The sequence below is a fragment of the Pantoea sp. sgz302252 genome, from assembly GCF_047713085.1.
GTDB lineage: Bacteria > Pseudomonadota > Gammaproteobacteria > Enterobacterales > Enterobacteriaceae > Scandinavium.
In genome coordinates, this window is the sequence record NZ_JBLFJW010000025.1 from 42,906 (window position 1) to 67,715 (window position 24,810).

Genomic DNA, 24,810 nt, shown 5'->3' on the forward strand with positions numbered 1-24,810 from the left:
GCACAAAACGCTAATTAGCCTCGGCAGAAGATGGTAGTTTTAGGGCAGACAATAAGGAGACTGCTATGCCACATGTAGAGATCAATTGTTTTCCGCGCGATCTGAACGACGAACAAAAAGAGGCCCTGGCGGCTGACATCGCCGCAGCCATCACCCGCCATTTAGGCAGCAAAGATGGCGCGATCAGCGTCGCACTGAATCAAGTGCAACAGGATGAGTGGAAGACTCAGGTTTGGGATACCGAAATCGCACCAAATCTGGACGCGCTAATCAAGAAACCCGGTTACAGCATGTGATGCCGAAGTCTGAAAAAACCTTAAGCCTGCTTATCGCGGTTTTTTTTCTGGCGTACCGTGATGGCAAATAGTGACTATTGTTAGCGGGTAAAAATCATTCTTTTTGGTGACAGACCTTATTTTTTAATTCTCTAATAATGTAAATGAGCTCAGTAGTAGATATCTTGTCGACTTGACGTTCCCTCTTCGCGCACTAAACCGCAGGCTTCAAACCTGCGGTTTTCTGTTGTTTATTCTGCGGCTTTGACCATTTTACCGCTGGTCACAAAGGTGCCAGCGCCGAGATGATGCAGCGTATTACGTCGATCGCCGTTAAACTGCCAGCGTCCTTTTACAAAGGCCTGCTCATCGGCTGCGGCAGCCACAACTTCGCCAAACAGCGTGTCGTATTTTTCTTGTGCAGCGGTGGCGGGCAGCAGACGGCATTCCATCCACGCCAGACATTTTTCTTCAATCACCGGCAACCCCAACACCGGGCCTCGCACGACAGGAATGCCGTAGCAGTTGAATTTATCTTCATCACGTCCCGTCACGCTGCCCACCGCGTAGGTCCAGTTTGCAGCGTCTACCCCCGGAATGACAATCCCAAAACGACCGCTGCGCTCAATGAGCTCACGCGACCAGGCGCTTTTATCCACCACAATCGCAATTCTCGGCGGCTCGAACTCGACCGGCATTGACCAGGCGGCGGCCATCACGTTGCGTCTGTCGAGGGTTTCGTCGTAGCTGGTGATGTGAATGGTCGGGCCGTGATTGAGCAAACGGCTGGCATGTTTTAATTCAACGGGGCGAAATCGGCTCATAGCAATTCTCCTGACGGTTTGCTGCATTAAATCGTGTCCGCTGTGCGGAAAATAGTCCTCGCGCACAAACGGAAAAAATCACCGCACAAAAACGCCTTTGCGGCGAAAAAAATACGTTATAAACACACTATATCTGAAGCAAGGAGGCCGCATGAGCCCATTTTTAACCGCCTATTTCGCTCGTCTTAACTGGACGGAAAACGCCGACGTATCTCTTGAAACCTTGCGTGCGCTGCACCTGCAACACAACTGTACGATTCCGTTTGAGAATCTGGACGTGTTGCTGCCACGAGAAATTCAGCTCGACGATCAGTCGCTGGAAGATAAGCTGCTCTTCGCCCGCCGTGGTGGTTATTGCTTCGAGCAAAATGGGCTGTTCGAGCGAGCGATCCGCGAGATTGGCTTTAACGTTCGCAGCGTGCTTGGGCGTGTTGTGCTGGCAAACCCTCCGCAGATGCCGCCGCGTACACACCGTTTGCTGCTTGTGGAACTGAAAGGCGAACGCTGGATAGCCGACGTGGGCTTCGGCGGGCAGACGCTGACGGCACCGATTCGTCTGCAGGCGGATAGCGAGCAAACCACGCCGCACGGAGTCTATCGTCTGCTGAATGAAGGCAATGACTGGACGCTTCAGTTCCGCCATCACGATCGCTGGCAGTCGATGTATGTTTTCGATCTGGTGCCGCAATTCACCGCCGATCATGTGATGGGCAATTTCTGGTCGGCACACTGGCCGCAGTCGCATTTTCGTCACCATTTACTGATGTGCCGTCATCTGCCGGACGGCGGAAAACTGACGCTCACCAACTTCCATTTCACCCATCAGCAGGACGGCCATGTGGTGGAGAACATTCATCTGCCTGATGTAGAGAGCCTTTATCTGTTGCTGCAGGACAAGTTTGGGCAGGGCGTGGACGACCCGAAAAACGGTTTTACGTTAGCGGATTTAGCGGCGGTGATGGCGGCGTTTGATACGCATCCTGAGGCTGGGAAGTAATTTTCTCCTCACCCCGGCCCTCTCCTCAAAGAGGAGAGGGAGAAGATCCCCTCGCCCCTTTGGGGAGAGGGTTAGGGTGAGGGGAATCAGCGCCGTGACCTCACCACCTGATACCGCCTGGTAAAATACTCAACCGGTGCGCTCCACACATGCACCAGACGCGTGAACGGGAACAGCAGGAATATCGTCATCCCCAGCGCCAGATGCACGCGGAAGATAAACGCCACGCCATCCAGATGCGCCGATGCGCCGCCATGGAATGTCACGACTGCCTGCGCCCAGCCCACTAGTTTCAGCATTTCGCTGCCGTCCGGGTGTTGCGCGGAAAACGGGATGGTCGACAGCCCCAAAATGCACTGAATCAGCAAAATCGACAGGATCAGAATATCCGCTGTGCTTGAAGTGGCGCGGATGCGTGGGTTAAACAAGCGGCGGCAAAGCAAGCCAGCACCGCCCACCAATGTCATTAGCCCGCACACGCCGCCGAGGATCATCGCCATCTGCTGTTTTACGCTGATAGGCAAGAACCACGAATAAACCCAGTGCGGTGTCAGCATCCCGAACGCGTGCCCAAAGAAGACACCCAGAATGCCGACATGAAACAGATTCGACCACAGCACCATCCCGCGTTTATCCAGCATCTGGCTTGAGCCTGCACGCCAGGTGTACTGCCCATAGTCGTAGCGCAGCCAACTGCCGATGATAAACACCGAGCCGCAAATGTACGGGTAGATATCGTAAAAGAAGACGTTCAGATACTGGCTCATTTCGGGCCTCCGGCACGGATGTCGACATACTGCGGGGCGACATCCTGGCTAAAGCGTTTCTGATAACTTTGCAGCGGGGAGCTGTCACAGGCCGTCGCATTATCCTCAATAAACTTCACCTGTTCCTCTTCCCACACCGCATCCAGCGCCTGGCGAGTGTCGTCGCGCGGCTCGTCTTTGACCTGATTAGTTACACTGTCACTTCTTAACGGACTGTTTGCCAGCAATAACAACGCATCAAAGAGCTGATAATACGCAGATTGTCGTTGTTTAAGCCTGCCGCCCAGCAGGGCGAGGATCGGGGCGACGTTCTGCAATCCTTCGCGTGCTTCTTCAGGCGATTGGGTGCTGAGAAACTCCAGATACAGCGGCAGATAATCCGGCAGCTCGCGGCAGTCGAGTTGTAATCCCGCCTGTTCGTACTGCGCCATCAAATCCACCATCGCCTGGCCGCGATCACGGGATTCACCGTGAACATGCTCAAACAGCAGCAGCGAAGTCGCACTGCCGCGCTCGAACAAGTCACACCACAGTTCCTGCTGATCGAGCAACGGTTTATCGAGATACTCTTTTACCCAAGGCTCCAGCGTGGGCGCGCCTTGCGCCACCAGCGTTTGGGCTTCTTCGCGATTGTCCCACAGCAGCGCATCGGGATATTCCAGCAGCAGGGCGATGAGCTTGAGGATCGGCATTATTCGCCCTCCCCATGGTGACGCACGCCGGACACGTCTATCGCGTCGATGCGTTTGCTGTTAAACAGGTTAAATTTGGTGTCGGAACCGTGGCAGCCGTCGCCGAACGTAAAGCCGCAGCCGTTTTTCTCCGGGAAGGCATCGGCGGCCATTTCGCGGTGGCTGGTTGGAATAACAAAGCGGTCTTCATAGTTGGCGATCGCGAGATAACGGTACATCTCTTCAACCTGTTCCACGGTGAGACCGACTTCCTCAATAGCGCGGGTGTCGGTAACGCCTTCAACCGTTTGCGAACGTTTGTAGTGACGCATCGCCATCATACGTTTCAGCGCACGCAGAACCGGGCCAGTATCGCCTGCAGCCAGCATATTTGCGAGGTACTGCACAGGAATGCGCAGGCTTTCAACAGAAGGCAGAACGCCGTCAGACATCGGCAGACCACCCGCGTCGGCATAAGACTGAATCGGTGACAATGGCGGCACGTACCAGACCATCGGCAGGGTGCGGTATTCCGGATGCAATGGCAGAGCCAACTTCCAGTCCATCGCCAGTTTGTATACCGGCGACTGCTGTGCCGCTTCAATCACGTTCTGTGGAATGCCTTGTTTGAACGCCTCTTCGATCACCCGCGGATCGTGCGGGTCGAGGAACACGTCGCACTGACGTTCGTACAAATCGGTGACATGCTCCGTGCTGGCGGCTTCTTCAATGCGATCAGCATCGTAAAGCAACACGCCAAGATAGCGAATGCGCCCAACACAGGTTTCCGAACAGACTGTTGGCTGGCCGGATTCAATGCGCGGATAGCAGAAAATACATTTTTCCGACTTGCCGCTTTTCCAGTTGAAGTAGATTTTTTTGTACGGACAACCGCTGATGCACATACGCCAGCCACGGCATTTGTCCTGATCAATCAGCACAATGCCGTCTTCTTCACGCTTGTAAATGGCACCGCTCGGGCAGGTGGCGACACAGCTTGGGTTCAGGCAGTGCTCGCACAGGCGTGGCAGGTACATCATGAAGGTGTTTTCAAACTGGCCGTACATCTCTTTCTGGATTTTCTCGAAGTTCTGATCTTTGGCGCGTTTTTCAAATTCGCCGCCGAGCAGTTCTTCCCAGTTCGGGCCCCATTCGATTTTGTTCATGCGCTCGCCGCTGATCAGCGAGCGCGGGCGAGCGGTAGGCAGGTGTTTACCTTCAGGCGCACGTTGCAAATCCTGATAGTCGTAGGTGAAGGGTTCGTAGTAATCATCAATCTGTGGCAGCACCGGGTTGGCAAAGATTTTGGTGATAACACCCAGACGGCCGCCAAGACGCGGCGTGAGTTTGCCGCTGATCCCTCGCACCCAGCCGCCTTCCCACTGTTCCTGATCTTCCCAGTTTTTCGGGTAGCCAATGCCGGGTTTGGTTTCGACGTTATTGAACCACGCGTATTCCATGCCTTCGCGTCCGGTCCAGACGTTTTTGCAGGTGACGGAACACGTGTGGCAGCCAATGCATTTGTCGAGATTCAGTACCATGCCTACCTGAGAACGGATTTTCATTTTGTCGCCTCCTGAACCTGATCGTTGCCTTCGTCATCCAGCCAGTTAATGTTTTTCATTTTGCGGATCATGATGAACTCGTCGCGGTTCGAGCCGACGGTACCGTAGTAGTTAAAACTCCACGCCAGTTGCGCGTAGCCGCCAATCATGTGTGTTGGTTTCGGGCAGATGCGGGTGACGGAGTTGTGAATGCCGCCGCGTCGCCCGGTCACTTCTGAACCTGGGATATTCATGATGCGTTCCTGCGCGTGGTACATCATCGTCATGCCCGGCGGAATACGCTGGCTGACGACGGCACGGGCGGTAAGGGCACCGTTAGCGTTAAAGGCTTCAATCCAGTCGTTATCAGCAATGCCCAGCTCTTTAGCGTCGGTTTCACTCAGCCAGACAATTGGCCCGCCGCGTGACAGCGTCAGCATCAGCAGGTTTTCGCTGTAGGTGGAGTGAATGCCCCATTTTTGGTGCGGCGTCAGGAAGTTGAGCGCTTTTTCCGGGAAGCCATTTGGCGGGATTTCGTGCATCTGGCTGACGCTACGCGTGTCGATAGGCGGGCGATAGGCCACCAGGCTTTCGCCAAAGGCACGCATCCACAGGTGATCCTGATAAAGCTGCTGACGCCCGGACAAGGTGCGCCATGGGATCAGCTCATGAACGTTGGTATAACCGGCGTTGTAGGAAACGTGTTCGCTCTCAAGCCCCGACCACGTTGGGCTGGAGATGATTTTGCGCGGCTGGGCGACAATATCGCGGAAGCGAATTTTCTCGTCTTCTTTGTTCAGCGCCAGATGGGTGTGCTCACGCCCGGTGATTTTGCCCAGCGCTTCCCAGGCTTTCACCGCCACCTGGCCGTTGGTTTCCGGGGCGAGGGCGAGGATCACTTCGGAGGCATCAATCGCCGTTTCAATGCGCGGGCGGCCTTTCGCCGGGCCATCAAGCTTGACGTAATTGAGTTTGCCGAGGAAATCGACTTCGTTTTGAGTGTTCCACGAGATGCCTTTGCCGCCGTTACCGAGTTTGTCCATCAATGGGCCAAGCGAAGTGAAACGCTCGTAGGTTGCCGGATAATCACGCTCGACGACCGCAATATTCGGCCCGGTTTTCCCCGGCACGTACTCGCATTCACCTTTGCGCCAGTCTGCCACTTCGAACGGCTGAGACAGCTCTGCGGGCGAATCGTGAAGCAGGGGCGTTAACACCACATCGGTTTCAGTGCCGAGGTGGCCGACGCAAACCTGCGAGAAGGCTTTGGCGATGCCTTTGTAGATTTCCCAGTCGCTTTTTGCTTCCCACGCCGGGTCGACTGCCGCAGAAAGCGGGTGAATAAACGGATGCATATCCGAGGTATTCATGTCGTCTTTTTCATACCAGGTGGCGGTCGGCAGGACAATATCGGAGAACATACAGGTGCTCGACATCCTGAAATCAAGCGTCACCAGCAGATCAAGCTTGCCTTCAATCGCCGCCGTCTGCCACTCAACTTCTTCCGGTTTGACGTCATCGCTTTCGCCCAGCGCATCGCCCTGAATGCCGCTCTCGGTGCCGAGCAAATATTTCAGCAGATATTCGTGGCCTTTCCCGGACGAGCCCAGCAGATTCGAACGCCAGACAAACAGATTGCGCGGGTGGTTTTTGCCGCTGTCCGGTTGTTCACAGGCCATGCGGATATCGCCCGATTTCAGCGCCTGCGCGGTGTATTCCGCAGGGCTAACGCCAGCCGAGTCAGCCCGCTCTTTTATCGACAGCGGGTTGAGGTTGAGTTGCGGAGCAGAAGGCAGCCAGCCCATGCGTTCGGCCCGCACATTGAAGTCGATAAGATGGCCGGTGAACTTGCTTTCGTCGGCTAACGGCGAAAGCAGCTCTTTGGCGGTGAGTTTTTCATAGCGCCACTGGCTGGAGTGGTTGTAGAAGTAAGACGTGCTGTTCATCTGGCGCGGTGGACGGTTCCAGTCCAGTGCAAACGCCAAAGGTAACCAACCGGTCTGTGGACGCAGTTTTTCCTGACCGACGTAGTGCGCCCAGCCGCCGCCGCTTTGCCCGACACAGCCGCAGAAGATCAGCATGTTGATCATCCCGCGGTAGTTCATGTCCATGTGATACCAGTGGTTCACGCCAGCGCCGAGAATAATCATCGAGCGACCATGCGTTTTATGCGCGGTATCAGCAAACTCGCGGGCGATCTGCGCGATATGGTATTGCGGCACGCCGGTAATTTGTTCCGCCCAGGCTGGCGTGTAGGCTTTGACTTCGCTGAAGTCTTTCGAGGCAAGCGGATCGTCCAGCCCGCGATCAAGGCCGTAGTTTGCCAGAATCAGGTCATACACGCTGACCACCAGACCCGAAGAGCCATCCGCCATCGTGAGCTGTTTAGCCGGGAGCTGGCGAACCAGAATCGGATCCTGCTTCACGCTACGGAAATGCGGGTTTTCATTGCCGCCAAAGTAGGGGAACGCCACGCCAACCACGCTGTCGTGATTGCTGAGCAGAGAGAGTTGCAGTTCGGTTTCCGTGCCTGCCGCCAGCGATTCAAGGTTCCATTTGCCTTGCTCACCCCAGCGAAAACCAATCGCGCCATTCGGCACCACCAACTCGCCAGACGTGGTGAATGCCACGGTTTTCCACTGCGGATTGTTGCTTTCGCCGAGGTTATCCACCAAATCGGAAGCGCGCAGCATGCGGCCTGGCACATAGCTGCCGTCATCGCGGCTATCGAGTTGCACCAGCATTGGCATGTCGGTGTAGCGGCGCGCGTAGTTGAGGAAATAGTCACTCGGGTTATCGAGGTGGAATTCTTTGAGGATCACATGGCCCATTGCCATCGCCAACGCACTGTCAGTGCCTTGCTTCGGTGCCAGCCACTGGTCGCTGAGTTTCGCCACTTCTGAGAAGTCTGGCGTAATGGCGATGGTTTTGGTGCCTTTGTAGCGCACTTCGGTGAAGAAGTGTGCATCCGGCGTGCGCGTCTGCGGCACGTTTGAGCCCCAGGCGATGATGTAGGAAGAGTTATACCAGTCGGCCGATTCCGGCACGTCCGTCTGTTCGCCCCAGGTCATCGGTGAGGCGGGCGGCAGGTCGCAATACCAGTCGTAAAAACTCAGACAGGTGCCGCCAAGCAACGAGAGATAACGCGTGCCTGCGGCATAAGACACCATCGACATAGCCGGAATGGGCGAAAAGCCCGCCACGCGATCCGGGCCGTAGTGCTTAATCGTCCAGACGTTAGCCGCGGCAATCAGCTGGTTGAGCTCCTGCCAGTTGGAACGCACAAAGCCGCCATGGCCACGCGCCTGTTTGTATTTTTTGCATTTTTCCGGGTCTTGCATGATGGCATTCCACGCATTCACCGGGTCATTGTGTTGCTCCAGCGCTTCACGCCACATCGAGATCAGGCTTTTACGGATCAGCGGATACTTCAGACGGTTGGCACTGTACAAATACCAGGAGTAGCTTGCTCCACGCGGGCAGCCGCGAGGTTCATGATTGGGGAGGTCAGGGCGCGTGCGAGGATAATCTGTTTGTTGGGTTTCCCAGGTCACCAGCCCATTTTTGACGTAAATCTTCCAGCTGCAGGAGCCGGTGCAGTTTACGCCGTGGGTGGAACGAACAATTTTGTCGAACTGCCAGCGCTGGCGGTAGCTGTCTTCCCAGTCGCGGTTGGTGTTGTAAACCTGACCGTGGCCGTTAGCGAAGCTGTCGCCTTTTTGCTTAAAGTAGCGAAAGCGATCGAGGAGTTTGCTCATGACATTGCTCCGTTGTGTAATTGCCGGGCGGCACGGTGTTTGCCCGGCCTACAAAAGATTCGTACGGTTTGTAGGCCCGGCAAATGAAATGCCGCCGGGCATGAGATTAGGCTTTTGGCGCTTTACGGCGGCCATAAACCAGCCAGGTGACCAGCACGCAGACGATGTAGAACACCAGAAACACCTTCATTGCGCCGACGGGGGAACCGGTCATCGCCAGCGAGGTCCCGAAGGCTTTCGGGATGAAGAAGCCGCCGACTGCGCCGATGGCAGAGATAAACCCGAGCGCGGCCGCCGTATCGGTCACGGCTTCCTGTTGCGCTTGTTCATCGCTGCCGCCGCGCTGTTTCACGCGGGCAATAGTTATCTGGCGAAAGATGATGGCGATCATCTGGAAGGTGGAGCCGCTGCCAAGCCCGGCGGTGAGGAACAGCCCCATAAACACCAGGTAGAAGAAGGTGAAGTTGCCCGGTGAATTACCGCCTGGCAGCGTGAGGAACAGCAGGGCGCTGAACAACGCCATAAAGACGAAGTTCACCAGCGTGACTTTGACGCCGCCGAGTCTGTCGGAAATAAACCCGCCTGCTGAGCGTGCCAGTGCGCCGATGAACGGGCCGAAGAAGGCCAGTTTGAGGATATTCACATCAGGGAACTGGGTTTTCGCCAGCATCGCAAAGCCTGCGGAGAAACCGATAAACGAGCCGAATGTCGCCAGGTAAAGCAGGGCGAGGATCCACATATGAAGACGACCCAGCACCGGCAATTGTTCTGCTACCGAAGCCTTAGAGCTGGCGATATCGTTCATGCCAAACCAGGCGGCGAGGGTGGCAATCAGCAGCAGCGGAGCCCAAATCCAGGCGGCGTTTGTCAGCCACAAGGTTGAGCCATCCTCCTGTGGCACACCGTGTACGCCAAGGAACGTAAAGATCGGCAGGAAAATGACCACCGGAGCGGCCATTTGCATCACGCTAACCCCTAAGTTGCCGAGGCCGCCGTTAATGCCTAATGCGCCACCCTGACGGGCTTTTGGGAAGAAGAAACTGATATTTCCCATGCTTGAGGCGAAGTTGGCACCAGCGAAACCACACAGCAACGCGATGACAATAAATACTCCGTATGGGGTATTAGGGTTTTGAATCGCAATGCCCAGCCAGACACACGGAATAATCAAAATAACGGTACTTAATACCGTCCAGTAGCGCCCACCAAATAAGGGCACCATAAAGGAGTAGGGCACGCGTAATATTGCCCCGGAAAGCGAAGGTAAAGCGGTTAATAGAAACAGCTGATCGGTGGTGAAATTAAAACCGACTTTATTGAGATTGACCGCAACTGCGCTGAACAGCATCCACACGCAGAACGCCAACAGCAGACAAGCCACGGAAATCCAGAGATTTCGCCGGGCGATGGCCTGGCCTTTGTTCTCCCAAAAGCCCGGATTCTCAGGCCGCCAGTCTTGTAAAAGGTAATGATTTTTCTTCTCATCTTGTTGTGACATATCGCCCTCGTTTGCACCAGTACGTTATGAAAAATAAGCAAAAAGAGTTCGCCAGAAACGATTGCTCCGGGAAAAATAAGTCTTTTTAGAGTGTTGTGAATGAAGGATAGATAAAAAAGCGCCACCCCGCGAATGGGGCGCTAATATCGTGGCGCTTAAGTGTTACTAATTGTAAGTTGTTAAAATAATTCCAGCTCAATAAGATGATGCAGGTGGCGGCTAAAAGCGGCATCGTCAACTTCTGCCATGCCCAGCACATATATCCCGTCGAGCCCGCAAACTAATGATATTAAACGCCAGGCGATATTTTCGGCGCTGTCACGTAAGGTGAATTCTTTTGCACGTTGACCCGAAAGGATCAGCTTTACGGCTTCGCCATGCCACATCGACATCGTCAGCAGGTAAGCGCCTTTGATTTCGGCGTCACTGTCTGCCAGCAACTGCGCCTGTCGCCAAAGACGAATATAAGGTTCAAGCCGTCGATCTTCGCTGCCCAGCATCGAAAACAAACGATCGCGCCAGCTGGCGTTTTCCGGCACCAGCGGCAGGGCCATCATCTCTTCAATCAGCCGGACAAACGCCTGGGATTTCAGCTCTCCTGAAGAGGTGAAGTGATGGTGGACCTGACCGGCAGCAATGCCCGCCCGGCTGGCGATGTTGCGCACGGTCATCGCCGAAAACCCTTCTTCAAGTGCCACTTTCATGGCGGCCAACATGATGGTTTCGCGACGCTCTTCTCGGTTCAGATAGCTCATAGTTTCAGTCCCTGAGGGTAACCAAACGATAATAACAAAAAGCTGGACAAGCGTTCAACTCTCAAGCAGGATCGCAATCTGGACAAGTGTCCAGTTCTGTTCAAAAGAGGGAAAGAGTATGTTTCGTCAATGGTTAACGTTGATTGCTATTGTGCTGGTCTATATCCCGGTAGCGATTGATGCCACGGTGTTGCACGTTGCTGCGCCCACGCTGAGCGTTCAGCTGGGGGCCAGTGGCAATGAGCTGCTGTGGATCATTGATATCTATTCGCTGGTGATGGCCGGGATGGTACTGCCGATGGGCGCACTGGGCGACCGCATTGGCTTCAAGCGATTATTGCTGTTGGGCAGCGGCCTGTTTGGTCTGGCTTCACTGGCGGCAGCGTTTGCCGGTAATGCGGAATGGCTGATTGCGGCTCGTGCGCTGTTGGCTGTCGGCGCGGCGATGATTGTTCCGGCGACACTCGCTGGCATTCGTAATACGTTCAGCGAGGCCAAACATCGCAATATGGCGCTCGGGATGTGGGCGGCTGTGGGTTCAGGTGGCGCAGCGTTTGGCCCGCTAATCGGCGGTATTGTGCTGGAGCACTTCTGGTGGGGCGCAGTGTTCCTGATCAACGTGCCTATCGTGGTGCTGGTGATGGCTCTGAGTGCTCGCGTTGTACCGCCGCAGCCAGGGCGTCGTGAGCAGCCGCTGAATATCAGTCACGCGCTGATGTTGATTGTGGCTATTTTGCTGCTGGTGTGGAGCGCCAAAACGGCCATGAAAGGGGTCATCGCGCTGTGGATTGTCGGTCTGGTTCTGCTGTTTGGCGCATCGTTGCTGACGGCTTTCGTGCGTATTCAGCTAAACGCTCGCACACCGATGATCGACATGCGCCTGTTCACCCATCGCATCATTCTTAGCGGGGTGATGATGGCGGTGACGGCAATGATTACCCTGGTTGGGTTCGAGTTGCTGATGGCGCAAGAATTACAGTTTGTGCACGGCAAAACGCCGTTTGAGGCCGGGTTATTCATGCTGCCGCTGATGCTGGCAAGTGGATTTAGCGGCCCGATTGCGGGTGTGTTGGTTTCACGCCTTGGTCTGCGTCAGGTTGCGACCGGCGGCATGGCGCTGAGTGCGGTGAGTTTCCTTGGGCTGTCGATGACGAACTTCACTACCCAGCAATGGCAGGCGTGGGGGCTGATGACACTTCTCGGTTTTAGTGCCGCCAGCGCCTTACTGGCTTCTACTGCCGCCATTATGGCTGCCGCACCGAAAGAAAAAGCGGCGGCTGCTGGGGCCATCGAAACGATGGCGTATGAACTTGGTGCCGGGTTGGGTATTGCGTTGTTCGGCTTGATTCTGACCCGAAGCTACAGCGCGTCGATTCTGTTACCGAATGCACTCAGCGCTGAAGCGGCAAACCGGGCGGGTTCGTCGATTGGTGAAGCCATGCAGTTAGCGCAAACACTGACGCCTGAGCTGGCGGATTCCGTGGTGTATGCCGCGAAAACGGCCTTTATCACCTCACACAGCGTGGCGCTGTTCAGTGCCGGTTCGATGATGCTGCTTCTGGCGGTGGGCATCTGGTTTGGACTGGCAAAAGTTCGCCAGTCCGTCGCCTGATCAACTGTGGCGAGTCGCTGCCCAACATAACAAGGAGCCTGCGCAGACCATGCAGGCTCCTTGCCAGAACGCCCATGAGAGCGGGGCACTCAGCAGGAAAGAAGCCAGGGCTGAAGAAAGCACTGGCGTGAAATAAGACCCAACAGCCAGCAGGCTGACGTTGCCGTGCAAAATGCCTATGTTCCATGCCGCATAGGCGATACCGAGCGACAGGGCGCACATCACCAGTTTGATGACCACAGGCCAGCTGAACACCATCGGCGGCTGCGGGCTGGAAAAATACTGTATCCACAGGCTGAGGCCAGTCAGCAATACAAACAGCGTAATGCCGTTTTTGCCTTTGGCGTATTTGGCAGTCACCGTGCAATACGCCGCCCAGATAAACGCCCCGACGAAAGCCAGAATATAACTCAGCGGACTGCTGGCGATATTCTGTTTAATTTCCGCCAGGTTCAGACCTTCCTTACCGCCTAATACCCAACTGACGCCCAGCAGCGAAAGCAATAACCCTGGGATTACCCACCAACGCGCTTTTTGCCCGTTAAAGAGAATCGCAAAGGCAATTGTCAGGCTGGGCCAGAGGTAATTGACCATGCCCACTTCAATCGCCTGCTGCCGTGTGGCGGCGTAGCCCAGCGAGAGCGCAAGGCAAATTTCATAGCTGACGAACAGCACGCAGCCAGCTAGCAGATAGCGCGGGGAAAAGGTTCTGAGTTTTGGAAAACCGACGGTGACCAACAGCAGTAAACCGCTGCAGGTGTAGATAGCCGCCGCGCCACCGACAGGGCCGAGGCCTTCGGAAACGCCGCGAATAAGGCCGACCATGCTGCTCCACAGCAAAATGGCGATGAGCCCAATGGAAGTTGCTCTGTTTTTAGTCATTGGAAAGGTGAAAGCTGAAAATAGGCAGGCCATGTTTATAGCATCCCAACGCGATAATCCCTAAGGATTACAAAATTTTGTCATTCATGACTATTAATGGGGCGCTGGCAGAAGAGATTGATTTGACGCAAAAAGTGAGACGGCCCCGGTGCTATTTTTCCGCCAGTTTTGTCCTACAACAACGAGGGAAAAATGGACGTTAGCCGCAGAAAGTTTTTTAAAATCTGCGCGGGCGGGATGGCAGGAACCACAGCGGCAGTTCTGGGATTTGCCCCAAAACTGGCGTTGGCTCAGGCACGCAACTTCAAACTGTTGCGCGCAAAAGAGGTTCGTAATACCTGCACATACTGCTCCGTGGGATGCGGGCTGTTGATGTACAGCCAGGGTGATGGCGCGAAGAACGTGCGCGAATCTATCTACCATATCGAGGGCGATCCGGATCATCCGGTCAGCCGTGGCGCGCTGTGTCCAAAAGGCGCTGGGCTGCTCGATTATGTTCACAGCGAAAACCGTCTGCGTTATCCGCAGTATCGCGCTCCGGGCTCCGATAAATGGCAGCGCATTTCCTGGGATGAAGCGTTCACCCGTATCGCTAAGCTGATGAAAGCCGACCGCGATGCCAATTTCATTGAGAAAAACGAACAGGGCACCACGGTAAACCGCTGGCTTTCCACCGGGATGCTTTGCGCTTCGGCCGCCAGCAATGAATCCGGATTATTGACCCAAAAATTTGTCCGCTCCCTCGGGATGCTGGCGGTAGACAACCAGGCGCGCGTCTGACACGGACCAACGGTAGCAAGTCTTGCTCCAACATTTGGTCGCGGTGCGATGACCAACCACTGGGTGGATATCAAAAATGCCAACGTGGTGATGGTGATGGGCGGCAATGCCGCTGAAGCTCACCCTGTCGGTTTCCGTTGGGCTATGGAAGCCAAAAACAATAACGATGCAACGCTTATTGTGGTCGACCCACGCTTTACGCGTACCGCATCGGTGGCAGATATTTATGCGCCTATCCGTTCCGGCACGGACATTACCTTCCTGTCCGGCGTGCTGCTGTATCTGATCGAAAACAACAAAATCAACGCCGAATACGTCAAGGAATATACCAACGCCAGCCTGCTGGTGCGGGAAGATTTCAGCTTTGAAGACGGCTTATTCAGTGGCTATGACCAGGCCAAACGTCAGTACGATAAAACCTCATGGAACTATCAGTTCGATGAGGACGGTCACGCCAAACGTGACGATACGCTGAGTGACCCGCGCTGCGTGTGGAACCTGCTGAAAGAGCACGTTTCCCGCTACACGCCCGACGTAGTGGAAAATATCTGCGGCACGCCGAAAGCCGATTTCCTGAAAATCTGTGAAGTGCTGGCATCAACCAGCGCGGCCGACCGCACCACGACCTTCCTGTATGCACTTGGCTGGACGCAACACACCGTTGGCTCGCAGAACATCCGTACTATGGCGATGATCCAACTGCTGCTCGGCAATATGGGTATGGCGGGCGGCGGCGTGAATGCGTTACGTGGCCACTCCAATATCCAGGGTCTGACCGATCTGGGTTTGCTGTCGACCAGCCTGCCGGGCTATCTGACTTTGCCGTCAGAAAAACAGACCGACCTGCAAACCTATCTGCAGGCCAACACGCCGAAAGCCATGCGTGCCGATCAGGTCAACTACTGGAGCAATTACCCGAAGTTCTTCGTCAGCCTGATGAAAGCGTTTTATGGCGACAAAGCACAGAAAGAGAACAATTGGGGCTTCGACTGGCTGCCGAAATGGGACCAGATGTATGACGTTATCCACTATTTCCATCTGATGGATAAAGGTGAAGTGAACGGCTATTTCTGCCAGGGCTTTAACCCGGTGGCGTCGTTCCCTGATAAGAACAAAGTCGTACAGAGCCTGAGTAAGTTGAAGTACCTGGTGGTCATCGATCCGCTGGTCACGGAAACTTCCACCTTCTGGCAGAACCACGGTGAGATGAATGACGTGAGTTCTGCGGATATTCAAACCGAAGTGTTCCGCTTACCGTCGACATGCTTTGCTGAAGAAGACGGGTCAATCACCAACTCCGGACGCTGGCTACAGTGGCACTGGAAAGGCGCGGAACCGCCGGGTGAGGCTATCAATGACGGTGAAATCCTCGCGGGTATTTTCCATCGTCTGCGTAACCTGTATAAGACCGAAGGCGGCAAAGGTGCTGAACCGCTGTTGAGCATGAGCTGGCATTACAAGCTGCCAGATACCCCGGCGTCGGACGAAGTGGCGAAAGAGAACAACGGCTACGCATTGGACGATCTCTTTGATGCCAACGGTGTCCAGATTGCGAAAAAAGGCGAACTGCTCAGTAGCTTTGCACAGCTGCGTGATGACGGTTCAACAAGCTCTTCCTGTTGGATCTACGCCGGAAGCTGGACAGAAAAAGGCAACCAGATGGCCAACCGGGATTCCTCAGACCCTTCCGGTCTTGGTAATACGCTGGGTTGGGCATGGGCGTGGCCGCTTAACCGCCGTGTGCTTTATAACCGCGCCTCGGCGGATATCAACGGCAAACCGTGGGATCCGAAGCGGATGCTAATCCAGTGGAACGGGACGAAATGGGTGGGCAACGATATCCCTGATTTCAATACTGCACCGCCGGGCAGCGCTACCGGGCCATTTATCATGCAGCCGGAAGGCCTTGGGCGTCTGTTTGCACTTAACAAACTCGCTGAAGGGCCATTCCCGGAACACTACGAGCCGATGGAAACGCCGCTTGGCACCAACCCGTTGCACCCGAACGTGATATCAAACCCGGTGGCTCGTCTGTATGCCGATGACGCGCTGCGTCTGGGTAAAAAAGACAAGTTTCCGTATGTCGGTACGACATATCGCCTGACGGAGCATTTCCACACCTGGACCAAACACGCGCGGCTTAACGCCATCGCGCAGCCTGAACAGTTTGTGGAAATCAGCGAACAACTGGCGAAGAAAAAGGGCATTGCCAACGGTGACAAGGTGAAAGTCAGCAGCCAGCGTGGGTTTATTCGCGCCGTTGCCGTGGTGACTCGTCGCCTGCAAACGCTGAACGTGCATGGTCAGCAAGTGGAAACCGTCGGTATTCCGTTGCACTGGGGCTTTGAGGGCGTGGCGCAGAAAGGGTATATCGCGAACACCCTGACGCCGAATGTCGGCGATGCCAACTCGCAAACGCCGGAATTCAAGGCGTTTCTGGTCAACATCGAGAAGGCGTAAGGAGCCACGCTATGTCAATGGAAACACAGGACATCCTTAAACGCTCGGCAACCAACGCTGCCACTCCCGCGCCACGTGCGCGGGACTACAAGCAGGAAGTCGCCAAGCTTATCGATGTCACCTCTTGCGTGGGCTGCAAAGCCTGTCAGGTCGCCTGTTCAGAGTGGAATGATATTCGCGATGAAGTAGGCCACTGCGTCGGGGTTTATGATAATCCGGCCGATCTCAGCGCCAAATCCTGGACGGTGATGCGCTTTAGCGAAACTGAGCAGAACGGCAAGCTGGAGTGGCTGATTCGTAAAGATGGCTGCATGCACTGCGAAGATCCCGGTTGCCTGAAGGCTTGTCCTTCAGCCGGAGCCATTATTCAGTACGCCAACGGCATCGTCGACTTCCAGCAGGATAACTGCATTGGCTGCGGCTATTGCATTGCTGGCTGCCCATTCAACGTGCCGCGCCTGAACAAAGAGGACAATCGGGTCTACAAATGCACGCTTTGTGTCGATCGCGTCAGCGTCGGCCAGGAGCCAGCCTGCGTAAAAACGTGTCCAACTGGGGCGATTCATTTTGGCACCAAGCAAGAAATGCTGGATGTCGCAGAACAGCGTGTCAGCAAACTGAAAGCGCGCGGGTATGCCAATGCGGGTGTATATAACCCGCAGGGCGTGGGCGGTACGCATGTGATGTACGTGCTGCATCATGCTGATCAGCCTGAGCTGTATCACAAGCTGCCCGCTGAACCGAAAATCGACACGTCGGTGAATCTGTGGAAAGGGATCCTCAAGCCGCTATCAGCCGCCGGATTTATCGCCACCTTTGCTGGCCTGATGTACCACTACATCGGGATTGGGCCGAACAAGGAAGGGGATGATGAAGAGGAGAACGAAGATGAGTAAGTCAAAAATGATTGTCCGCACGAAGTTCATCGACAGAGCCTGTCACTGGACGGTGGTGGTGTGCTTCTTTTTGGTCTCGCTGTCAGGCATTTCGTTCTTCTTCCCAACGCTGCAATGGCTAACTGAAACGTTCGGTACGCCACAGATGGGGCGCATACTGCATCCGTTCTTTGGCGTGCTGATTTTCGTCGCGCTGATGTTTATGTTCGTGCGCTTTGTGCGTCACAACATCCCGGACAAGCAGGATATCCCCTGGTTGAAAGGCATTGTGGAAGTGCTGAAAGGCAACGAACATAAAGTGGCGAAAGTTGGGAAGTACAACGCCGGGCAGAAAATGATGTTCTGGACCATCATGAGCATGATTTTTGTGCTGCTGATAACCGGTGTCATTATCTGGCGGCCGTATTTTGCGGACTTTTTCCCAATTCAGGTGATTCGCTACAGCTTGTTGATTCACGCCACTTCGGCGATCGTGTTGATCCACGCCATTTTGATTCACATGTATATGGCGTTTTGGGTGAAAGGGTCGATTAAGGGCATGATTGAGGGCAAAGTGAGTCGTCGCTGGGCTAAAAAGCATCATCCTCGTTGGTACAGTGAAGTTGAACGACGGGAAGAGCAGCAAAAAAACGAACTCGTCTAAAAAAGCATGGCGCCTTAACCGGCGCCATTTTTTATGCTTCGCGTTTCGCTAACGGGCGTAATCCTGACACATCAACCCGCTTTTCGGCTTCTTTCAGGCTCCAGGCCTGTTGCAGGTTGAGCCACAATTCAGGAGAGCTGCCAATCACAACCGACAGCTTAATTGCCATTTCCGGCGTAACCGCCGCTTTGCCGGCCAGCAGGCGGCTGGCGGTAGAAGGGGCTATGTTCATTGCACGCGCGAACTCACGCAGGCTGATGTTCAGTTCTTCCAGCGCCTCTTCGATGATATCGCCGGGACTTGAAGGGTTTGCCATTTTCATCAGTGATAATCCTCATAGTTCAATACATGGGCGTTACCGTTAAAAAACTCAAAGGTCACACGCCAGTTTCCTGAAACGGTGATTGCCCAGACACCCTGACGTTCACCTTGTAATTCATGTAGCCGATATCCACGGAGGTTAAGATCGGTGACTGTTGTCGCCTCGTTCATTATGCTCAATCGGTTAAGTAAACGTTTGACATGCTTGGGGTTTACCCCGGACGCGTCGTTAAAAAAGAACAGGTCGCGTAATCCTTTATGCCGGAAGCTCATGATCATCCATCGCCATCCTTGTTCCTTCATGAGGAACAGTGTAGTGAGTGTTGCGTGTGACGCAACAACTATTTTGCGTCCACGTGAAAGTACTCAGGAGATGGTGCACCTGAAAGGCGCGTGGAATGGCGTGAAGGCGGAAAAGGGGCTGAAAGTGGCTCGCAAGAATACAAAAATCCGGCCTCAAAACCGGATTTTTTGTCACTGAAGGGGATCAGAAAATCTACACAAACTTCGCCAGAGGGTCAGCGGCGGCAAAGGCGACATCACGCTCGGCTTTCGGGGGATAGATCAGTTCATTGGTGATGGCAATTTTCAGCTTCCTGGCCTCTTCGCGCACCAGTTTCACCTGTTGATCCCAGACTTCGGTATACACCGCGCCCCAGGCCCCTAAATCCAGGCAGGTTACATGGAAGAAGAGTTAGCCCGACATACGATCCTGGATTTGGCGCGCAAAATGCACCGCAAAGCCCCGGACACCTTCGCCATTGAAGTCAAAGAGTGGATTTCGAACCGTCGCACACAGCAGACGAAAAGTGTCTGAAGTTATGCTCTGAATTAAAAACGGCGCCTTGATGGCGCCGTTTCAGACTGCTGACAAAGAAGGAAAAAGCGTGGTTTTTCCTTCTTTGTGGTGAGCAGCCGAAAATCAATAAATTGATTTTCCTTGTTTTTTTATTCGGTACCCTATGACAAATCTCATTCGTTAGAGGTTTGTCATCACTCTCAAACGGCGCCATTTGGCGCCGTTTGTCTCTATGGGCTGAGATTAATGACGCAGATTGATAACCATACGACCGCGAATCTGGCCTTGTTCCATTTCTTTGAAGATAGCGTTGATGTCTCCCAGTGGGCGCATCGTCACTTTCGGCACCACTTTGCCTTCGGCAGCAAACTGGAACGCTTCAATCAAATCCTGACGCGTGCCCACCAGCGAGCCGACAACCTGAATGCCATCCAGTACCAGGCGTGGGATATCGAGACTCATGGATTCAGGCGGTAAGCCTACAGCCACAACGCGGCCGCCAGCGCGTACTGCATCAACTGCGGAGTTGAACGCTGCTTTTGCAACAGCTGTGACGACAGCCGCATGCGCGCCACCCGTTTTTTCCTGCACGATCTTCGCTGCATCTTCGCTACGGGAATTGATGGTTAAATCGGCCCCCATTTCTGCCGCCAGTTTCAGCTGCTCGTCATTCACATCGAGCGCAATGACTTTGGCATTGAAGACGTTTTTAGCATATTGCAGCGCCAGATTTCCCAGACCGCCAAGGCCATAAATAGCAATCCACTGACCCGGTTTGATACCAGAAACTTTCACCGCTTTATAGGTGGTGACACCCGCGCAGGTGATGCTGCTGGCTGCGGCGGATTCCAGTCCGTCAGGCACTTTGACCGCGTAATCGGCCACCACGATGCACTCTTCGGCCATGCCACCATCGACACTGTAACCGGCGTTTTTCACATCACGGCACAGCGTTTCGTTGCCGCTATTACAATATTCGCAGTGCCCGCAGCCTTCAAAGAACCATGCCACGCTGGCGCGATCGCCAGGCTTGAGGGACGTTACGCCGGGCCCAACTTCTTTCACTACCCCAATGCCTTCATGACCCAGGATCACCCCGGTTTTATCGCCAAAATCGCCATTCTTCACGTGAAGGTCAGTGTGACAGACGCCGCAACATTCCATCTTCAGCAAGGCTTCGCCATGATTGAGCGGGCGAAGGGTTTTCTCTGTGACAGTGACTTGATGATCGTGTGTAACTACAGCAGCCTTCATAGATTTCTCCTTTTAGAAATGAAAATCTGCAATGCAGGCACGGCGTTTTGAGGGACGTCGTTACTTCTTTAGGGTTAATGCTTTTGCACTGAGAAGCAAGAGATCGGAAACACAAAGTCATAATTTTACAGGAATTGGTAGGATAAGCCGCCATCAAACTCATAAGTTTGATTTATATATGCGCAAGGAATCACTGAAAAAAAACAGGCACCGAAGTGCCTGTCAAAGAGAGGTTAGAGTGTTTCCAGCCGCTGTGTCAGTTCGGCAATTTCCTCCTGCCATACCTTCTGCGACTGCGGTTTTTGATGCTTTGGCTTACGGGCTTTATCTTCCGCCAGTAAGGTTTCAAGCAGCACCAGCCGCTCAAGCAGGGCATCATTGTCGTGATTTAGCTCAACGGGCGCCGATGCTGATTGACGCTGTTGCTCTGGCTGATGTTGCTCACTCAGTCGGGCCCATGCGGCGTCGGCATCGTGCCATTCCTCCAGTTGTCCGTTGTGGATAAGCCAGAAGCGATTGCAGCTCTGTTGCATCAGATGACGGTCGTGGCTGACCAGCAGCACGCCACCGGCAAAAGTTTGCAGCGTTTCTGCCAACGCTTCTTTGCCTTCCATATCCAGATGGTTGGTCGGTTCATCCAGCAGCAACAAGCTATAGCGCGCCAGCGTCAGGCCGACAAATAGCAACCGCGAGCGTTCTCCGCCGCTGAGCGAATCCACCCGTTGGCCGTGACGTATCCACGGAAAACCAGCGCTAATCAGCGCCATTTTTCTGTCCTCTGGCGCGGGGGCGAAGGGCTCCAGCGCGTCGAACAGTGTGGCGTCATCGGGCAGTTGATGTAACGTCTGGTCGTAATACCCCAGATTCACCCGAGGATGAATTTTCAGCGCATTCGTCTCAGAATTATCACAGTATTGTTGCCAGATAAGCCTGAGCAGCGAAGATTTTCCGCAGCCATTGCGGCCAATCAGCGCAACCCGATCGCCACTTTTTAGCCGTGCGATAGGCACGCTGAACAGCGCAGAGGCTTGCAGAGCTGGCGAGACCGCAAGGTTCTCCAGTTCCAGCAAGCGGTCTGCCTGCAAGGCATCGCCATGAAGCTGCAATTGCCACTGGCTGCCCGCCGTCACGTCGGTTTGTGATTCCTTCAGCCGTTCGACCTGTTTCTCCATTTGTTTCGCTTTGCGTGACAAGTCTTCGTTGTCATACACGTGGCCCCAGGTCGCGAGCCGCTTCGCACTGGCCGCCACACGGTCAATCTCCTTTTGCTCAGCTTTGAAACGCAGGGCATCGCTTTCATCCCGCTCCGCCAGCGCCTGACGCGCTGCGCTGCAAGGCAGGGAAAAACAGTGCACTTTCTGGTCTCGCAAAACCCAGCTGGTGTTGGTGACGTTGTCGAGCAACTGCCTGTCGTGCGAGACCAGAATAAAGCTGCCGTTCCAGCTTTTGATAAAGCTTTCCAGCCACAGCAACGTGGGCAAATCCAGGTGGTTGCTTGGCTCATCGAGCAGCAAAACGTCTGGCTGTTTGATCAGTGCGCGTGCCAGCAGTAGCCGCGTGTGCTGCCCGCCGCTTAATGTGGCAGACGTTAGTGCAGTGTCGGCAAGGCTAAAGCCCATTTCAGCAAGCAAGGCTTCGACGCGCCAGCGCTGGCTGTCGTGCTCACTGTGAGGGATGTTGTCGAGAACAGCCTCCAGCAGTGTTAGCGGTGCCAATGAATCAGGCAGATGCTGTTCAACACGCGCCACCAGACAAGCACTGGCTTGCGTGACATAGCCTGAAGAGGGCGCAAGGGAGCCATCCAGCAGTTTTAGCAGGGTACTTTTTCCGCAGCCGTTGTAGCCAATCAGCCCGACGCGGTCGCCTTTTTTCAGGGTAAAAGAGAGATCGGAAAATAACGGACCGAAGGCCGTTTCCATGCACAGAGAGTGTGTGCTCAGTAGTGTGCTCATAGAACTTACTCAAGTGTTACTGGCGTCGAAACGCCTCGTCAAAAATAGCCGACGATAACTCAGTAAGCCCGAGGGAAGGGATTTACGCTTTTAGTGTCTTCGCTCAAGCAGAAGTTATCGCAGCACGGTACGAGTAACGCTTGAGCTGGCGCGATCACCAAAAGTATGTGAAACATTGAAAATTTCACAGTACAGCATGGGGGTCCTCCTTATGTATTCAGCAAGTTGATGGGTGAAGGCAGTGTAGCGAGGAAGTGGGCAAAGCGGAACCCTACAATTTGTCGTAGGGTTCACAAACAAAAGCGAAGATTAGATGGAGGTGCGGCGGTAGCTGCGGTATTCCGGCTGCCAGAAGTTGTCGTCGATAGCCTGTTGCAGCGCTTCGGCTGAGGTTTTCACCGCCACGCCTTGCTGCTGGGCCATTTTACCGACCGCAAACGCGATGGCTCGCGAGACAACGTGAATGTCTTTCAGCTCTGGCAACACCAGCCCTTCGCCGTTATTCACCAACGGTGAATGCTTCGCCAGCGTTTCACTGGCCGACATCAGCATATCGTCGGTAATACGGGAAGCGCCGGAGGCAATCACACCCAGACCAATTCCCGGGAAGATGTAGGAGTTATTGCACTGCGCAATCGGATAGGTTTTCTCTTTCCACACCACCGGCGCGAATGGGCTACCCGTCGCAACCAGCGCACAGCCTTCCGTCCAGGTGATGATGTCCTGCGGCGTAGCTTCCACGCGTGAAGTTGGGTTGGACAGCGGCATCACGATAGGGCGCGGGCAGTGCTTGTGCATTTCACGGATTATCTCTTCAGTGAAAAGCCCGGTTTGCCCGGACACGCCAATCAGGATGTCCGGCTTCACGTTGCGCACCACATCCAGCAGCGACAGCACGTCTTCGCTGGTATCCCACGTTTGCAGGTTTTCGCGCTTTTGCACCAGCTTATTCTGGAACGGCAACAGGTTCGGCATCTGATTGGTCAGCAGACCAAAACGGTCAACCATGAACACCCGGGCACGCGCTTGCTCTTCGCTTAACTCTTCACGCTGAATTTGCGCGATGATTTGTTCTGCAATGCCACACCCGGCAGAACCGGCACCCAGGAACACGATTTTCTGTTCGCTCAACTGGCTGCCTGCTGCACGACTGGCGGCGATCAGCGTGCCGACAGTGACCGCGGCGGTACCCTGAATATCATCGTTAAAGGAGCAGATTTCATCGCGATAACGGTTGAGCAGCGGCATCGCGTTTTTCTGGGCGAAGTCTTCGAACTGCAACAGCACGTCTGGCCAGCGTTGTTTAACGGCCTGAATGAAATCGTCCACGAACTGGTAGTAATCTTCATCTGTGATACGTGGGTGACGCCAGCCCATATACAGCGGATCGTTCAGCAACTGCTGATTGTTGGTGCCCACGTCCAGCACCACTGGCAGCGTATACGCCGGGCTGATCCCGCCGCACGCGGTATACAGCGACAGCTTACCAATAGGAATGCCCATCCCGCCGATGCCCTGGTCACCCAGGCCCAGAATACGTTCGCCATCGGTGACCACAATCACTTTGATGTTGTGGTTTGGCACGTTCTGCAGAATGTCGTCCATGTTGTGGCGGTTTTCATAGGAGATAAACACGCCGCGGGAACGGCGATAAATCTCGGAGAAACGTTCACAAGCGGCACCCACCGTTGGGGTGTAGATAACCGGCATCATCTCGTCGAGGTGGTTTTCGACCAGACGGTAGAAGAGGGTTTCGTTGGTGTCCTGGATATTGCGCAGGTAAATGTGTTTGTCGATTTCCGTTTTGAAGCCCTGGTACTGGATCCAGGCGCGCTCAGCCTGTTCTTCGATGGTTTCGACCACTTCAGGCAGCAACCCTAACAGGTTGAAATTACGGCGCTCTTCGATGCTGAATGCGCTGCCCTTGTTGAGCAACGGAAACTCCAGCAACACGGGACCAGCATAGGGAATATAGAGAGAACGGTTTTTTTTATGGTTAAGTAACATCACACGCATCCTTTGTCATCACGTCAGGCCCGGAGTTGCAAAGCGTTAGGGTCTGGCAGGGTCTTCGGCGCGGCAAAGTATAAAGCAAGTGTTAATGAAAGTGAGTTGATTAATT

General features: G+C 54.4%; 19 protein-coding genes and 2 pseudogenes. 7 read left to right on the plus strand and 14 right to left on the minus strand.

Features of this window, described 5'->3' with window-relative positions:
- Window positions 1-65: 65 nt before the first annotated feature.
- A complete protein-coding gene (pptA, locus tag ACLW56_RS17850; protein ID WP_330985078.1) occupies window positions 66-296 on the plus strand; it encodes a tautomerase PptA in 231 nt (76 codons plus the stop codon).
- A 230-nt stretch (window positions 297-526) separates the two neighbouring features.
- Here pptA and ACLW56_RS17855 read toward each other — a convergent pair whose 3' ends face one another.
- Window positions 527-1,099, minus strand: coding sequence for a flavin reductase family protein (locus ACLW56_RS17855; protein ID WP_330985079.1), 573 nt, complete (start codon window positions 1,097-1,099; stop codon window positions 527-529).
- A gap of 151 nt (window positions 1,100-1,250) precedes the next feature.
- On the opposite strand from ACLW56_RS17855, the gene nhoA reads away from it, so the two are divergent.
- Window positions 1,251-2,096 carry an N-hydroxyarylamine O-acetyltransferase gene (nhoA, locus tag ACLW56_RS17860; RefSeq protein WP_330985080.1) on the plus strand — a complete coding sequence of 282 codons (846 nt, stop codon included), beginning with the start codon at window positions 1,251-1,253 and terminating at the stop codon, window positions 2,094-2,096.
- 86 nt (window positions 2,097-2,182) lie between these two features.
- Here nhoA and narI read toward each other — a convergent pair whose 3' ends face one another.
- The 6 genes from narI to ACLW56_RS17890 form a co-directional block, all read right to left on the minus strand.
- Window positions 2,183-2,863, minus strand: coding sequence for a respiratory nitrate reductase subunit gamma (narI, locus tag ACLW56_RS17865; RefSeq protein WP_330985081.1), 681 nt, complete (start codon window positions 2,861-2,863; stop codon window positions 2,183-2,185).
- Complete coding sequence (gene narW / locus ACLW56_RS17870; protein ID WP_330985082.1) at window positions 2,860-3,555, minus strand: nitrate reductase molybdenum cofactor assembly chaperone; 696 nt, start codon at window positions 3,553-3,555, stop codon at window positions 2,860-2,862. The genes narI and narW overlap by 4 nt, the downstream gene beginning before the upstream one ends.
- Window positions 3,555-5,099: a nitrate reductase subunit beta gene (narH, locus tag ACLW56_RS17875; RefSeq protein WP_330985083.1), complete on the minus strand. Its 1,545-nt coding sequence runs from the start codon at window positions 5,097-5,099 to the stop codon at window positions 3,555-3,557. Before narH ends, narW begins: the two co-directional genes overlap by 1 nt.
- On the minus strand, window positions 5,096-8,836 hold the full coding sequence (locus tag ACLW56_RS17880) for a nitrate reductase subunit alpha (RefSeq protein WP_330985084.1): 3,741 nt from the start codon (window positions 8,834-8,836) through the stop codon (window positions 5,096-5,098). The genes narH and ACLW56_RS17880 overlap by 4 nt, the downstream gene beginning before the upstream one ends.
- 106 nt (window positions 8,837-8,942) lie before the next feature.
- Window positions 8,943-10,334 carry a NarK family nitrate/nitrite MFS transporter gene (locus ACLW56_RS17885; protein WP_330985085.1) on the minus strand — a complete coding sequence of 464 codons (1,392 nt, stop codon included), beginning with the start codon at window positions 10,332-10,334 and terminating at the stop codon, window positions 8,943-8,945.
- A gap of 179 nt (window positions 10,335-10,513) precedes the next feature.
- Window positions 10,514-11,089, minus strand: coding sequence for a TetR family transcriptional regulator (locus ACLW56_RS17890; RefSeq protein WP_330985086.1), 576 nt, complete (start codon window positions 11,087-11,089; stop codon window positions 10,514-10,516).
- Window positions 11,090-11,207: 118 nt separating this feature from the next.
- Here ACLW56_RS17890 and ACLW56_RS17895 point away from each other — a divergent pair, with 118 nt between their 5' ends.
- Window positions 11,208-12,701 carry an MFS transporter gene (locus ACLW56_RS17895; RefSeq protein WP_330985087.1) on the plus strand — a complete coding sequence of 498 codons (1,494 nt, stop codon included), beginning with the start codon at window positions 11,208-11,210 and terminating at the stop codon, window positions 12,699-12,701.
- Here the strand turns inward: ACLW56_RS17895 and yddG are convergent, their stop codons facing one another.
- Window positions 12,702-13,583, minus strand: coding sequence for an aromatic amino acid DMT transporter YddG (gene yddG, locus ACLW56_RS17900; RefSeq protein ID WP_330985088.1), 882 nt, complete (start codon window positions 13,581-13,583; stop codon window positions 12,702-12,704).
- Window positions 13,584-13,775: 192 nt separating this feature from the next.
- Between yddG and fdnG the strand changes: the two genes are divergently transcribed.
- From fdnG to fdnI, 3 genes are read left to right on the plus strand one after another with little or no spacing between them, the layout of a single operon-like run.
- The gene (gene fdnG, locus ACLW56_RS17905) at window positions 13,776-16,823 is read left to right on the plus strand and encodes a formate dehydrogenase-N subunit alpha (protein WP_330985089.1); all 3,048 of its coding nucleotides are present in this window, start codon (window positions 13,776-13,778) and stop codon (window positions 16,821-16,823) included.
- A gap of 11 nt (window positions 16,824-16,834) precedes the next feature.
- On the plus strand, window positions 16,835-17,719 hold the full coding sequence (fdxH, locus tag ACLW56_RS17910) for a formate dehydrogenase subunit beta (protein WP_330985090.1): 885 nt from the start codon (window positions 16,835-16,837) through the stop codon (window positions 17,717-17,719).
- On the plus strand, window positions 17,712-18,362 hold the full coding sequence (gene fdnI / locus ACLW56_RS17915) for a formate dehydrogenase-N subunit gamma (protein ID WP_330985091.1): 651 nt from the start codon (window positions 17,712-17,714) through the stop codon (window positions 18,360-18,362). Before fdxH ends, fdnI begins: the two co-directional genes overlap by 8 nt.
- Before the next feature lie 31 nt (window positions 18,363-18,393).
- On the opposite strand, the gene ACLW56_RS17920 is transcribed toward fdnI, so the two are convergent.
- The 3 genes and pseudogenes from ACLW56_RS17920 to ACLW56_RS17930 form a co-directional block, all read right to left on the minus strand.
- Entirely contained in the window at window positions 18,394-18,684 is a 291-nt protein-coding gene (locus ACLW56_RS17920) for a HigA family addiction module antitoxin (protein ID WP_330985092.1), read from the minus strand.
- The gene (locus ACLW56_RS17925) at window positions 18,684-18,962 is read right to left on the minus strand and encodes a type II toxin-antitoxin system RelE/ParE family toxin (protein WP_330985113.1); all 279 of its coding nucleotides are present in this window, start codon (window positions 18,960-18,962) and stop codon (window positions 18,684-18,686) included. The genes ACLW56_RS17920 and ACLW56_RS17925 overlap by 1 nt, the downstream gene beginning before the upstream one ends.
- Window positions 18,963-19,179: 217 nt before the next feature.
- Window positions 19,180-19,368: pseudogene (locus ACLW56_RS17930) on the minus strand (NAD(P)/FAD-dependent oxidoreductase); the annotation flags it as partial.
- Between ACLW56_RS17930 and ACLW56_RS17935 the strand changes: the two are divergent.
- Window positions 19,366-19,500, plus strand: a pseudogene (locus ACLW56_RS17935) (Rrf2 family transcriptional regulator); the annotation flags it as partial. The pseudogenes ACLW56_RS17930 and ACLW56_RS17935 overlap by 3 nt on opposite strands.
- 225 nt (window positions 19,501-19,725) lie before the next feature.
- On the opposite strand, the gene adhP reads toward ACLW56_RS17935, so the two are convergent.
- The 3 genes from adhP to ACLW56_RS17950 form a co-directional block, all read right to left on the minus strand.
- Window positions 19,726-20,736 (minus strand): alcohol dehydrogenase AdhP, encoded by a 1,011-nt coding sequence (gene adhP / locus ACLW56_RS17940; RefSeq protein WP_330985093.1) that lies wholly within the window; start codon window positions 20,734-20,736, stop codon window positions 19,726-19,728.
- A gap of 233 nt (window positions 20,737-20,969) precedes the next feature.
- On the minus strand, window positions 20,970-22,688 hold the full coding sequence (locus ACLW56_RS17945) for an ABC-F family ATP-binding cassette domain-containing protein (RefSeq protein ID WP_330985094.1): 1,719 nt from the start codon (window positions 22,686-22,688) through the stop codon (window positions 20,970-20,972).
- 309 nt (window positions 22,689-22,997) lie between these two features.
- A complete protein-coding gene (locus ACLW56_RS17950; protein WP_330985095.1) occupies window positions 22,998-24,695 on the minus strand; it encodes an NAD-dependent malic enzyme in 1,698 nt (565 codons plus the stop codon).
- Between the last annotated feature and the right edge of the window lie 115 nt (window positions 24,696-24,810).